Annotated in this window: 11 protein-coding genes; 7 read left to right on the top strand and 4 right to left on the bottom strand. The window is 69.3% G+C overall.

Annotated features, from left to right (window positions below; all coding sequences use genetic code 11):
• Positions 1-6: 6 nt before the first annotated feature.
• A complete protein-coding gene (locus tag OIE69_RS01820) occupies positions 7-1,974 on the bottom strand; it encodes a potassium transporter Kup (protein WP_326570159.1) in 1,968 nt (655 codons plus the stop codon).
• A gap of 597 nt (positions 1,975-2,571) precedes the next feature.
• Between OIE69_RS01820 and OIE69_RS01815 the strand changes: the two genes are divergently transcribed.
• The 7 genes from OIE69_RS01815 (at position 2,572) to OIE69_RS01785 (ending at position 9,781) form a co-directional block, all read left to right on the top strand.
• On the top strand, positions 2,572-3,819 hold the full coding sequence (locus tag OIE69_RS01815; RefSeq protein WP_326570158.1) for an amino acid adenylation domain-containing protein: 1,248 nt from the start codon (positions 2,572-2,574) through the stop codon (positions 3,817-3,819).
• A 615-nt stretch (positions 3,820-4,434) separates the two neighbouring features.
• On the top strand, positions 4,435-4,680 hold the full coding sequence (locus OIE69_RS01810) for a plasmid mobilization protein (RefSeq protein WP_326570157.1): 246 nt from the start codon (positions 4,435-4,437) through the stop codon (positions 4,678-4,680).
• Positions 4,677-4,847: a hypothetical protein gene (locus OIE69_RS01805; protein WP_326570156.1), complete on the top strand. Its 171-nt coding sequence runs from the start codon at positions 4,677-4,679 to the stop codon at positions 4,845-4,847. Before OIE69_RS01810 ends, OIE69_RS01805 begins: the two co-directional genes overlap by 4 nt.
• Positions 4,847-5,050: a hypothetical protein gene (locus tag OIE69_RS01800; RefSeq protein WP_326570155.1), complete on the top strand. Its 204-nt coding sequence runs from the start codon at positions 4,847-4,849 to the stop codon at positions 5,048-5,050. Before OIE69_RS01805 ends, OIE69_RS01800 begins: the two co-directional genes overlap by 1 nt.
• Positions 5,051-5,499: 449 nt before the next feature.
• Positions 5,500-7,617: a SpoIIE family protein phosphatase gene (locus tag OIE69_RS01795; protein WP_326570154.1), complete on the top strand. Its 2,118-nt coding sequence runs from the start codon at positions 5,500-5,502 to the stop codon at positions 7,615-7,617.
• Between the two features lie 541 nt (positions 7,618-8,158).
• The gene (locus OIE69_RS01790) at positions 8,159-8,692 is read left to right on the top strand and encodes a peptidoglycan-binding domain-containing protein (RefSeq protein WP_326570153.1); all 534 of its coding nucleotides are present in this window, start codon (positions 8,159-8,161) and stop codon (positions 8,690-8,692) included.
• Between the two features lie 237 nt (positions 8,693-8,929).
• Positions 8,930-9,781 carry a hypothetical protein gene (locus tag OIE69_RS01785; protein ID WP_326570152.1) on the top strand — a complete coding sequence of 284 codons (852 nt, stop codon included), beginning with the start codon at positions 8,930-8,932 and terminating at the stop codon, positions 9,779-9,781.
• 175 nt (positions 9,782-9,956) lie between these two features.
• On the opposite strand, the gene OIE69_RS01780 is transcribed toward OIE69_RS01785, so the two are convergent.
• The 3 genes from OIE69_RS01780 to OIE69_RS01770 form a co-directional block, all read right to left on the bottom strand.
• Complete coding sequence (locus OIE69_RS01780) at positions 9,957-10,592, bottom strand: nuclear transport factor 2 family protein (RefSeq protein ID WP_326570151.1); 636 nt, start codon at positions 10,590-10,592, stop codon at positions 9,957-9,959.
• A 353-nt stretch (positions 10,593-10,945) separates the two neighbouring features.
• Positions 10,946-11,485 (bottom strand): TetR/AcrR family transcriptional regulator, encoded by a 540-nt coding sequence (locus tag OIE69_RS01775; RefSeq protein ID WP_326570150.1) that lies wholly within the window; start codon positions 11,483-11,485, stop codon positions 10,946-10,948.
• A gap of 130 nt (positions 11,486-11,615) precedes the next feature.
• On the bottom strand, positions 11,616-12,578 hold the full coding sequence (locus OIE69_RS01770; RefSeq protein WP_326570149.1) for an NADP-dependent oxidoreductase: 963 nt from the start codon (positions 12,576-12,578) through the stop codon (positions 11,616-11,618).
• Positions 12,579-12,660: the final 82 nt, after the last annotated feature.

Raw genomic sequence — 12,660 nt, 5'->3', positions numbered from 1 at the left:
GAGCGCCTACACCTCGATCTGCGAACCCATGATCACCGTCCGGTCGCGGGGGAGCCCGAAGTACTCGGCGGCGTCGGCGGTGATGTACGAGGTGGTGATGAACAGGCGTTTGCGCCAGGGTGCCATGGTGGGCGCCTTCCCACGCCGCAGCTCGATCTTCGACAGGAAGTAGGACGCCTCGTCGAGCCGCAGCCGCCCCTCGGTCACCGCCGGGTCGAGCATCGCGATGGCCCCGGGCACGTCCGGGGTCTCCATGTAGCCGAACCGGGCGGTGACGTGGACGATCCCGTCGTCGGCGTAGCCGAGGTCGTCGACGGCGATCCGCCGGTCGGCCGGGACGCGGGGGACCGGCTCGGTCTTCAGAGCCAGGATGACGACGTGGTCGTGCCGCACGTGGTTGTGCTCGACGTTGGCGCGCAGGGCCAGGGGTGCCGTCTCCTTGCCCCGGTTGAGGAAGACGGCCGTGCCGGGCACCTGGAGCGTGCGCACCTGCCCGCCGCGGAGCCGTTCGACGAACTCGCGCAGCGAGCCTTCCCGCCGTGCCCGTTCCGCGGTGACGATCTCACGTCCGCGCTGCCACGTTGTCATGACGGTGAACGCGGTGAGCCCGATCAGCAGCGGAAGCCACGCGCCGTGCACGAGCTTGGTCAGGTTGGCCGCCACGAACAGCAGGTCGACGAAGAGCAGCACCGCCGCGCCGGCAGTGAGCAGCCACACCGGCGTGCCCCATTTCGCGCGGGCGACGTAGAAGAACAGCAGGGTCGTGATGGTGATGGTGCCCGTGACCGCCATGCCGAAGGCGAAGGCCAGCGCCGTGGAGCTGCGGAACGCGAAGACCAGGGTGAGGACCGACACCATGAGCAGCCAGTTGATCCAGGGGACGTAGACCTGGCCGATGGTGGACTCGGAGGTGTGCGCGATCCGCAGCCTCGGGAGGTAGCCGAGCTGGGCCGCCTGCGAGGCGACCGAGTACGCGCCGGTGATCACCGCCTGCGAGGCGATCACCGTCGCCGCGGTGGCCAGCAGCACCATGGGCAGCCGACCCCAGTCCGGTACGAGCAGGAAGAACGGGCTGCTGATGTTGGCCGGGTCCGCGAGGATGAGCGCGCCCTGGCCGAAGTAGCTCAGCACGCAGGCGGGGAAGACGAGGAACAGCCACCCGCGGGTGATCGCCCGGCGGCCGAAGTGCCCCATGTCGGCGTAGAGCGCCTCTGCCCCGGTCACTGCGAGCACGACCGCGGCCAGGGCGAAGAAGGCCGTTCCGAAGTGACCGAAGAGAAAACCCAGGGCGTACGTCGGCGACAGCGCCCTCAGGATCTGCGGATGGTCGGCGATGCCCGCCACTCCGCAGGCGCCGATGGCCAGGAACCAGGCGACCATCACCGGCCCGAACACCCGTCCCACCACGGCGGTGCCCCTGCGCTGCACCAGGAACAGCAGCACCAGGATGACCGCCGTCGCCGGTACGACGACGCTCTCCAGCGACGGCTGGACCACCTTGAGCCCCTCGACCGCCGACAGCACCGAGATGGCAGGGGTGATCATGCTGTCGCCGAAGAACAGTGACGCGCCGAAGATGCCCAGAGCGGCCAGCACGGCGGTGCCCCGTGCGCCCTGCTGTGCGCTCCACCCCCGCAGCAGGGTGATCAGCGCCATGATGCCGCCCTCGCCGTCGTTGTCGGCGCGCATCGCCAGCAGGACGTAGGTGACGAGGACGATGACCACCACCGACCAGAACACCAGCGAGACCACCCCGTACACGTTCTCCGTGGAGACCGGGACGGGATGCGGATCGCTCGGGTTGAACACGGTCTGGAGGGTGTAGATCGGACTGGTCCCGATGTCGCCGAAGACCACGCCGAGGGCGGCGACCACCACGGCGAGACGCACCGTGTCGCGTGCTCCCCGGCCGCTGCCGGGCGAGCCCGCCGCGGATCCGCCGTCCGGCGCGGTCCCGTGCCGGCCATCGGCCATGGTGCTCCTCCTCCGCGCGGGCCGCTGTGCTGCGGGCCGGGTGCCGTACGGCGGACGATACCCACACCCTCACGCCGAGGCGGGGATGCGGCGTCCGCCCGGACCTGTCGTCAGGGCGCCATCAAAAAATGAGAGCGGTACGATTCGACGGCCTCGACGAAATCGCCGTCACCGGCCTGCTGGGTGCGGGAGCCTCGGACCTTCGGATCGGCCCATCCGATTCCCGCGTCATTCGGACCTTGGCCCATGGCGGCCGGGGCGGACGGCCCCGAAAGTCCGGCCGGCCGTCCGGGAATGTCCGCCGCGCTGTCGGTGCAGTGGCCAACTTTCCAGGACGTCTCAGGTGCCGCCGCACCCGTCATGCTTCCCGGCGCATTCGGGTGAACACGGACAAGAGGCCGGGGAATGGCACGGTTGTTAAGGACTCATCAGCACCTCTGTGGCTTTCGACCAGATGTTCCTAGGGTGACTTGCGGCCCTGTCCGGGCGAGAGGAGCAGAGGACGTGCAACACAATTCGGGTGCCGGATCCGTGGAACTTACGGGACCCAAGGTCATGCGGGACTGTCCGACCGGCTTGCCGGGTCTGATCAGGGACGTGGCGGAACGGCACCCGTACCGCCCGGCCGTCCGGTCCGGGGCGGACACTCTCACTTATGGGCAGTTGGACGCGTGGTCGGACGCCATCGCCCGGACCCTGCGTGACCGGGCTCCGGAGGGCGTGCCGGTCGTGGTGGCGGTGCCCCGCAGCAACGGGCTGCTCGCGGCGCTGCTGGGCGTCCTGAAGGCCGGGTTGCCCTACCTGCCCGTCGACCCGAACGATCCGCCCGCCCGGCTGGCCGCCGTCCTGGAGACCGCGGGCAGCCGAATGGCGCTCGTCGGCGGGCAGGCCGGACCGGTCCTGGCCGCGCACGGACTGCGCACGGTCGAGGTCGATGCGTCGCGTGTGGCGGCGGACTTCGGTGGCTCCGGGTTCGTGGCGGATCGGTTGCCGCCGGTGGCTGACGACCAGCCGGTGTACGTCCTGTTCACCTCCGGCTCCACGGGCGCGCCCAAGGGCGTCGTCCTGCCCAGCATGGCGCTGTGCAACCGGCTGCTCTGGATGCGCGACACCTACGGCATCGGGCCCGAGGACCGGATCCTGCAGAAGGCCCCGGTCACCTTCGACGTCTCCGGCTGGGAGCTGTGGCTCCCGCTGATCTCCGGCGCCACCTGTGTCTTCCTGCCGCCGGAGGAACACCGCGACCCGGCCCTGGTGGCGCGCGCCGTCCAGGAGCACCGGATCACCGTGTGCCACTTCGTGCCGTCGATGCTCGGCGAGTTCCTGCGTGGGCCCGGCGCGCAGGACTGCACGTCGCTGCGCCATGTCTTCTGCAGCGGCGAGGCCCTGCCCGTCGCCGTGGCCCGCGACTTCACCGCGAGTCTGACCGCCCGGCTGCACAACCTGTACGGCCCCACCGAGGCCGCCATCGACGTCACGCACTGGACCTGCCCGCAGAAGGCGGCCGACATCGACCGGATCCTCATCGGGCAGCCTGTCGACAACTGCGTCCTCGGCGTCTTCGGTGGCGACGGCAAGCCGGTGCCCGCCGGGGAGGAAGGCGAGCTGCGCATCGGCGGCATGCCGCTGGCCCTGGGCTACCTCAACCGGCCGGACCTGACGGAGCGGGCCTTCGTTCCCGCGGACGCCGACGCGTCGGTGCCCGTCTGGTACCGCACCGGCGACCGGGTGCGGGTGGTGGACGGCGGCCTTGAGTACCTGGGCCGCGTCGACGACCAGGTGAAGATCCGTGGCCAGCGGACCGGTTGTCGCCTGCGACCACGCGGTGCGGGCCAGGGGTCCTGACTCAGGTGCCGCAACAGATGAGCCTGCCTACGCTAGTGCTGCGTGTCGCGTAACTCGCTGTGCGGCAGGGGGTGCAGGGACAGGCAGTGGGGCTGCGGTAGGGGGAGTCGGCACCGGCGGCGAACTGCCACCGAACTTGCCGTCTCGTGCCGGTCGGCCAGATACGGCGTGCACGCGAGCGCGAACGCGTCGCGGGTCTCATGGTGGCCGGGTCGTCGACTAGCAGCGTCAAAGCCGTGAGAGCCTGGGGTTTTTGTGCACTTGTGCACTGCTGAGCGCGCTTCCCAGTAGCCGATCGCAGTCAGCTGCTGCCGGCTGCCGGGAGGCGGCGGATCTCAGCGTGGCCAGCCGCAGTGCATGTGGTTCGAATGGCCACGATCACCGGGACAAAAGGCCGGGAAGGGAAGGCAGGCGCGCCGCCGGCGCCGCGTACGCCGCAGTGGGACACCCGAGCGGCCGAGCGGGAGCATCAGCGGAACAAGGGGCAGGTCGAGGCGGGGGAGACGTTCCGGGCGCGGCAGCAGTCGACGTGGCGGGTGGGCGGCAGGTCGTCCCGCGCGGGGGGAGAACACCCGCTGAAAGGATTGTAGCGGCGCGTACCATCCGCTACAGTGCATGAGCAGCCAGAGGCAGATCAATGTGCGGGTGGACGAGGCGACAGCCGCCGGGATCGAGGCGCGTGCGGCGGCCGCCGGCATGAGCGTGACCGACTACGCCCGGCAGGTCCTCGCGGACGAGGCGAACGACCTGCGGCACCGGTTCCTGGGCGCGGGCGCGCACTTCGCGGACGCCTGGGGCGACACCTTCGCCGAGCAGTTCGGCCACCCGAAGGCCGGGGACGGCGCCGGGGCCGCTGCGTGATCGTTCACATTGACCGGGCGTGGCTGCTGGACCTCGCACACCGGAACATGCCGGGTGACCCCGACGTGACGGACTTCGGGTCGATGGCGGCCGCCGTGGCGCGGCACGCGGACAAGGTGATGGAGACCCCGGTGTACACGGAGGTGCACCCCGCGCGGCCGCGCTGATGCACCAGCTCATCCGGGTGCCGGCGCTGGAGCACGCGAACGAGCTGTTCGGTGCGGTGGTGGCGGCGGCGTACCTGACGGCGAGCGGGGCGATCGTGACGGTGGTCGCGAAGGAGGCGGCGGAGCTGGCTGCGCGCATCGACCGGGACGCGCTGGATGTGCGGGCGGTCGCGGAGGCCATCCGCGGGTGGGTGGCGGCGTAGGCGGTCGCGCTCGGTAGCCGTGGAGGACCCCGGCCCGAGAGGGCCGGGGTCCTCTGGCTTTTGTCGGCAACACAGAGTGACAGTCTCGCGGGCCCCGCGGATCGTAGGTCCTGCAGTGGCATGGAGGGGCCGGATCACTCGCAGGGCGATGAGCACCAGCGTGTCCACCCGCAAGGTCATCCCCGGTACCAAGCTCTACGTTCGGTGTGGCAGACATGAGCGGCCCTCGTCCTCTCCAGCGTGCGTGGCGGCTTGGTGCGATGCACGCTGGAGCCGTGAGCTGGCGGCAGCCGCCTGCCGGCTGCGACGAGGACAACCTCGGTCGCCTTGCGTCAGGGCGGGCCGGCCTTTCAGCTGGGGCGGCCGGGGGCTGAGGAGCCGCGCTGAGGCGGCGGCCAGGCTCCAGGCCAGCGCCGTTCCCGGGTGGCCGCTGGGGTGCGTGAGAGGGGGTGAATGTCGTGCAGCGGCATGGTGTGCGGCGGCCCGCAGCGGGGCTGGGCCGGCTTACGGGTTTGTTCGGCCGACTGGTGCGAGAGACCGATGCGGCGGTCGGCATGCTGTATGTGCTGCCACCGGGGGAGCGGGTGCTGGAACTGGTGGCGTTGTCGGGGATGTCCCGCCGGATCGCTGCTCCGTGGGCGCGGATGGGTGTGGGCGATGCGACACCGGTGGCGGATGCCGTACGCCAGCGGCGTCTGGTGTGGGTGGGCGGCCCGGACGAGATGGCCCGCCGTTATCCCCTGATCGGTTTGATGGCCCCATTTGAGACGGTCCTGGCGGCCGCGCCGGTGGCTGGGCAGGACAGGGTGTGGGGCGGAGTGTGTCTGGTGTGGCCCTTGTGGCATCCGCCGGAGCCGAGCAGGATTGAGCGTGAGGCTATCAGCGGTTTCTGCCGCAGAGCAGGCCGACTTTCGGAGCAGGCGGCAGCACATGGTCACCCACTGTTGCCTGCTTCCGAGCCGGTCGTGCTGGCGCCGAACCGTTCGCGTACTCCAGGCCGCGGCGAGGCGATGGGTGCGTACGACTTCGCCGAACGTCTGCCGGTGGGTTGCTGTTCTTTGGACTTGGACGGCCAAGTCACCTTCCTCAATACCGCGGCGGCCGAACTGCTGGGAGTGGGGGCTGCCGACTTGCTCGGCGCCAGGCCTTGGGAACGGTTGCTTTGGCTGGGCGATCCTGCCTTCGAGGATCGTTACCGTGCTGCGCTGATGAGCCGGAAGCCGACCGCGTTCACCGCGATACGGCCGCCTGACCGGCGCTTGTCGTTTCGCCTCACCCCGGGAGCCACCGGCGTCAGCGTGCGGATCACACCCGCCGACACGGCAGCCGAGACGGGGCCGCCATCCCCGCAGGGCGCTCTGGGGGCGCTGCCGCTGTATCACCTGATGCATCTGGCGACTGCCCTGACCGAAGCGGTGAGCGTCAAGGATGTCGTCGACCGGGTCACCGACCAGGTCGTGCCGGCCTTCGAAGCCCAGGGGCTGGCCTTGCTCACGGTCGAAGACGGGCGTCTGCGCATCGCCGGATACCGGGGCTATGCGCCCGAGTTCATGGCCCGCTTCGACGGCGAACCCCTCACGTCCCCCACCCCGATCGTGCGGGCCCTGGCCACCCAGACCCCGAGGTTCTTCACCAGCTACGACGACTTTCGCCGCGCCTATCCGCAGGCTCCCCGCTACGGCGACAGAGACGCCTGGGCCTTCCTGCCCCTGATCGCCACCGGCCGCCCCGTCGGCCTCCTGGTCCTGTCCTACGACCAGCCCCGCTCGTTCACGCTGGCCGAACGCACCATCCTCACCTCACTGGCCGGCCTTATCGGCCAGGTCCTGGACCGAGCCCGCCTCTACGACACCCAGCACCAGCTTGCCCGCACCCTGCAAGACGGCCTGCTTCCCCAGGAACTCCCAACGATTCCGGGCCTGGAGGTCGCTGCTCGCTACCTGCCGGCGGGCCACGGCGCCGACATCGGCGGCGACTTCTACGACCTCATACGGTGCGGGCCTCACTGCGCGGCCATCACCATCGGCGACGTCCAGGGCCACAACGTCCAGGCCGCAGCGCTCATGGGCCAGGTCCGCACCGCCGTCCACGCCCACGCCACCTCGCACCTCACGCCTGGCACCGTCCTTGCCCGCACCAACCGCCTGGTCACCGATCTCAATCCGGGTCTGTTCACCAGCTGCCTGTACGGCCACCTCGACCTGGCACGGCACAACGCCCGCCTGGCCACCGCCGGCCACCACCCACCCTTGATCCGTTATCCCGACGGGCACACCGAAAGCCTGCATCTCCCGCCCGGGCTCTTGCTCGGCATCACCCCGGACAGCGACTATCCCACCACCGCGATCCCGTTGCAGCTGGGAACCGTCCTGGCCCTCTACACCGATGGCCTGGTCGAAGCCCCCGGCATCGACACCGACCGCACCACCGCCGACCTCGCGCGCCACCTCACCCAAGCCGACGACGACAGCGCGGACCACCTCGCCGATACCCTCTTGCACCACGCCCTGCAGACGGTCCCCGGCACCGACGACATCGCCCTGCTTGTCGTCCGCGTCAACAGCTGAATGCGTCTGCGCCGTGCGCCCGCCAAACTGCGCTGTGGCGTTGCCACACCCGGCCCGCACCGCTCATCTGGCCTGGGCTCCGGCTGGGCAGCCACGACCCGGCAAGGACGGATACCGCGGTCACCACCGCTCGACGGACACGGCGAGTCGCCGGGTCCATGGCGTTCCGCGAACCGAACGAGGAATGCATGTACACCACCCGGTTCCGGGTGGGCGCTTGGTCGGAACACCCGTCCTTCGCGCCCCCTCGGTGACACGCCACCCAAAGGGCGGGGCGGCACCCCCTCGTAGGGGGCAGGCGCAGGCGAGCTTTCCACCGCCCTCTCCGCCGGCATCGTCACGGACTGAGCACCGATCATCCGGTAACGCGGACGGGCTCGGCGCCCTGTTGCAGGCGTTCCGCGCCCCCGAGTTCTTGGCGTGAACATGACCTCTGTTTGGCGTGAAGTTGACTTATCGGTTCACCTGTCGAGAGCTGTCTAATGGCGCGATGGCTCCAAGGGGGGGCCTGGATCAGGGGGTCGTCATGAGTCGGCACAGAATGCGCTTCCAGGTGTGCGCGAGCGCGGTGGGGGCACTGACCGCCGCGGTCCTCGCGGTGAGCACCACCCCTGCCGTGGCGAGCGGAACCTACAGCGGTCGCGCCTACATCTACGGGGCAGACGCCTTTGGGAACGACTGGGGCGACGAAGGCGTCCTGTCCACCAGCACGCACCGCAACTCCAACGCCACGTGCATGTGGCAGGAGCTTTTGGTAGCGGACGGCAAGCTCGAATGGGACCAAATCGACGGGGAGTTCGGGCCCGACACCTACAACGCGACCGTTCGGTGGCAGACGGACTACAACAGGTACTGGCGTGGCAGCGACCCCGTCATCACGGTGGACGGGTCGGTCGGTAAGGCTACCTTCGGTGCCGCGGACAAGTTCCTTTCCGCAGGTAACGGGGACATCGTCTACACCGGCGCCGTGCACAATGTCCGATTGGAGCGCGACGCGGACGGCAACTACACCTTCTTGGACCAGTTCGCCAACCGGCGGAAAGCCGGATACGACTACCTGTCGTGTTCCAGCTGACGCCGAACGCTCCGGCCGCGGGGGGGGCTCGCCTCCGACAGGGGAGCCCCCGCCGCACGGCAACCCGCTCTCCGTGCTCCTGCTGCTGGTGCTCGGCGCGGCGGCCTTCTCCGGCCTCGGACCGCGCGCGTGTTCGCGACCTGGGCCCGGACGGCGCGACCATCACGCTCCACGACCATGGCCTCCGCCAGGGCTGCATGACCCACCTGAGGTGCCCTCATCGCAGAGGACTGGCCCGTGCCAACGGGCTACGGCATGATCGGCCTGATGAAGGGCAGTACGCGCTATGCGACGGCCGCGGTCGAGGCCGTGCTGTGCTTGGCTGCGCCGAGACAGCGCATGGTGGACGACCACATGTTCCGCGCACGAACCGCCACGGGACATGAATCGACCTTCCGGCTGCAGTTGTTCACCGCGCCCGGCACACGCACGGTGGCGGTAGCCACGCAGACCGCTGGCGAGGGCATGTTCCTGGCGAACGGGGCGGAGCGGTTCGCTGCCGCTGTGTGGGAACGGCACTTCCCTGCCGACTCGCAGCCTCCGGTGTGGATTCAGCGCCAGTTGCGCGATATGACCACGCACTTTCCTGAGGTCTTCCAGCTTGTCATCTTCGCCGGCGTCCACCCCTACCGGCTGAGCCAGCCGGGCTGGGCGACGATCACTCCCGAGCAACTCGAAGACCTCGTTGGCCTGCCCGTCGCCACTGACCGCGGCACCGGATACACCCCACCCCCTGCCGAGCCCGAGCCGCAGGTGAGCTTCGAGGTGACGGCGGTACGCCGGCTGGCCAGGCCGCGACCGTTCCGCGACCGACTGCATGCCCTCGGGCATCCGCTGGTGGCGCCGGTGGGCACGCCAGGCACGTCCCCGGCGAGGCTCCCGTACCTGCTGCTGGTACCACGGCGGGGACTGGCACCAGGTCAACGCCATGGCACTGGAGGTCCTCGCACGCGCACGCGCCGCCGGCGTGAGCGCCGACAGCATGGAGAACTTCGCCTTGGAGCACGCCGCCACGGCCGGAGCGGACCCATGGCAGACCCGGGCGCTTGCCACGCTGTTCAACACCGCCCACGCAATCGATGCCGATAGCCGCGGGTACACCAACGGCCGGCACCGAGTGATCGTGACCGGAGGGTCGTCCGGTCTCGGTGTCGAGACGGAGGCGGCCCTGGCCATCGTCGGAGACCATCAGTTCCGTGTTCCGTGTTCCGTGTTCCGGAGCGGGGTGGCATGCCATGCCGCCCGGCATGGCATGCCACGGTGCTTACTTCGCGGCCGCAGTAGTCGGCGGGGTCCAGGCCGGCAGCGGCTCCATCCAGAAGCGGGTCAGATTCACCGAGCTGATCAGCCACTTACCGTGGGCCTTCTCGTAGGTTTCGCGGTACTGACCGTAGCCGTGGTGTCCCTCGATGCCTTTGGTGCCGGCCGGGATGTTCATGATGTCCTGCATGGACCAGATGCCGGTCGCCGTGCGTGGTCCCGTGATGGTGACTTCCGGCATGTAGCCCGAGTGGGCGGTCGGTGCGGCGCCGATGACGTCATGGATCACCTGTGCAAAGTCCTGCGGCGACTTGAAGGCGGTGCCGTCGGTGACGATCTTGGCGTCGGGGGTGAACAGCGAGGCCAGCCGGTCGGTCTTCTTCTCGTCCACGAAGCGGAAGTAGCGGGCCTTGAGCTGGTGGATGTCCTCGATGTCGTCCAGGCGCTGGACCTTGGCCTCGAGCTCCCGGTAGGAGGAGCTCGACTGGTAAGAGGCCCGCGACTGGTTGTCGGCGATGGCGGAAGTGGAGGTGAACGCGACGGCGGCGGCTCCGCCGCCGACCAGCAGTCCGGCCGCAAGGGCCGATCCGACGATTCGTGAGCGCCAGGCGGAGGCCCTACGGGTCTTCTGCTCGTTCATGACGTGGTTCCTTTCGTTTCCGCGGGATGCCGGTGCCTCGCGCGTCTGGGAAATGACGAGCCGTCGGCCTGCCGGTGCGGAGGATCAGTGATGTGCTGGCCGGTGCGCGACCTGCCTCGTCGCCGTGGTCGCGTTTACGGCCGGGAGACCGCAGGGCCAGGGAAGACTTCCTTGGGGCGCCGGTGAAAAGCGGTTTTCACCGTCCGGGCGGAACGCCCCGTCGATCGCGTTCCCAGATGGCCGGCAACCGACCGGCTGTACGGACCAGCTTGGGCCTTGATGTGGGATGCGGGGTGTGCACAGAACCGGACGGTCAGGCCGGTCGCACTGGCCATCCCCCTGTCATCGTCTGGCTACGGTGCGGGGCAGCTTGAGGGACGGCATGTGCTGAGTCCATCGAGCAGCAGTTCTAGATGGCGATGGGCGAAGTGGTCGTTTCTTTCCAGACCAGTGCCTGGTAGAGGCCGTGCCAATTGGGCGACGGCGGCTGTCAGATCTGAGGCGGTGACATCTGCTCGAAGCGTGCCCGAGCGCTGGGCTGCCTCGACCAGGTTCGATACCAGGGCCTCCAGGCGTGAACGTGCGCGGTACAGCTCATGGTCCCGCGTGTCGGAATAGTCGGCGAGCATCGGGCACAGCGCCCCGAAGTACTCGTTGACCGCGTGGTGCATGAAGCGCCGTACGGCCTCGAAGGGGGACGGCTCTGTAGCGAGTGAGGCTTCGGCCTGATTTGCTGTATGCGAGAGCAGCGACAGCGTGACCGTGCGGATGAGATCCTGCCGGTTGCCGAAGTGCCGGTACAACGTGGCATTGCCGATGCCCGCCCGGCGGGCGATCTCGTCCAGCGGAACACCTGCGCCGTGTTCGATGAACGCTTCACAGGCGGCGACCATGATGCGCTCACGATTGAGCAGCGCGTCGATCCTGGCACGACGTTCATGCGGCGCTGTGAACCGAGTTCTCGGAGGGCCGGCCGGGTGCGCCAGGGGAGATCGGGGAGCCACCGCTACTGGCACCCGGCGCTCAGAAGGTGAGGACGAGCCTGCCACGCACGCCGCCCGCTTCGAATCGACGATGCGCCGCGGCTGCCCGGTGGGCCGGGAACTCCTCCGCAACCCGCAGTGAGATCCGCCCTTCCTCCGCGAGTGCACGCAGGGCGTCGAGCTTGTCGTTGGCATAGCGGTACTCCGGCACGAATATGTTCTGGATCGTCACGTTCTCCTGTTGGCCAAGGGGGGTGACTCCGGGTTCCCCGTCGCTGCGTACCAGGGCGATCTGTCCGCCGGCCCGGACGGCCTCCAGTACCTCGGGGCCGATGATCGCGGCATCCACAACGGCTTCCACGCCGCCGGGAATCAGCTCGCGGATGCGCTGTGCGACACCTGGTCCCCGATCGACGACGAGATCAGCGCCCAGCGCGCGCACCAACTCCTCGTCGGCGGGAGCCGCGTCCGCCACAACGCGCAGCCCATCGGCCTTGGCCAGCTGTACGGCGTATCCGCCCACAGCGCCTGCGGCGCCGGTCACCGCTATCCAGTCGCCGGGAGTCAAGCCGAGTACGTCCAGGGCCCGGCGTGCGGTGAGCCCGTTCATCGGAAGCGTGGCTGCCTCGACGTGTGTGGATCCGGCCGGGGCCCTGACGACCTGTCGGGCGTCCAGGACGAGGTACTCCGCGTAGGCTCCCCCGGAGGGGTCAATGGGAATCACCATCGCCATCACGCGGTCGCCAACCCGGAGGCCGGTGACCGTGTCCGGACCGATCGCGTCCACCACGCCCGCCGCGTCCATACCGGGTCGGTACGGCGGGGTCAGGCGACCCGCCAGCATCTGGTCGGTGTATCCCATGCGCAGCAGCACGTCCGAGGGGTTCACCGCCGCCGCGTGCACGCGCAGCCGGATCTGCCCCGGCCCCACCTCCGGGATGGGAAGATCGACGACCTCGAGTACATCGGGCTCCCCGTAGTGGAAAACTCCTACAGCCTTCATCGGGTTTCTTCTCTCTTTCGGAGGTGTGCGGGCAGCCGTGCCGCTGGGACGGACCTGATGCCACGTCGCCTCGGCGCTGTGC

The organism is Actinacidiphila glaucinigra (assembly GCF_035918135.1).
Classification (GTDB): domain Bacteria; phylum Actinomycetota; class Actinomycetes; order Streptomycetales; family Streptomycetaceae; genus Actinacidiphila; species Actinacidiphila glaucinigra.
Note: the sequence above shows the minus strand (reverse complement) of the source record. Positions and strands in the feature narration are given on the sequence as shown.

What these genes read in the sequence shown, in the direction of transcription:
- OIE69_RS01780 (WP_326570151.1), bottom strand. Translation starts at nt 10,592, where the DNA reads ATGAACGAGCAGAAGACCCGTAGGGCCTCCGCCTGGCGCTCACGAATC.
- OIE69_RS01810 (WP_326570157.1), top strand. Translation starts at nt 4,435, where the DNA reads ATGAGCAGCCAGAGGCAGATCAATGTGCGGGTGGACGAGGCGACAGCC.
- OIE69_RS01770 (WP_326570149.1), bottom strand. Translation starts at nt 12,578, where the DNA reads ATGAAGGCTGTAGGAGTTTTCCACTACGGGGAGCCCGATGTACTCGAG.
- OIE69_RS01775 (WP_326570150.1), bottom strand. Translation starts at nt 11,485, where the DNA reads ATGGTCGCCGCCTGTGAAGCGTTCATCGAACACGGCGCAGGTGTTCCG.
- OIE69_RS01800 (WP_326570155.1), top strand. Translation starts at nt 4,847, where the DNA reads ATGCACCAGCTCATCCGGGTGCCGGCGCTGGAGCACGCGAACGAGCTG.
- OIE69_RS01790 (WP_326570153.1), top strand. Translation starts at nt 8,159, where the DNA reads ATGCGCTTCCAGGTGTGCGCGAGCGCGGTGGGGGCACTGACCGCCGCG.
- OIE69_RS01820 (WP_326570159.1), bottom strand. Translation starts at nt 1,974, where the DNA reads ATGGCCGATGGCCGGCACGGGACCGCGCCGGACGGCGGATCCGCGGCG.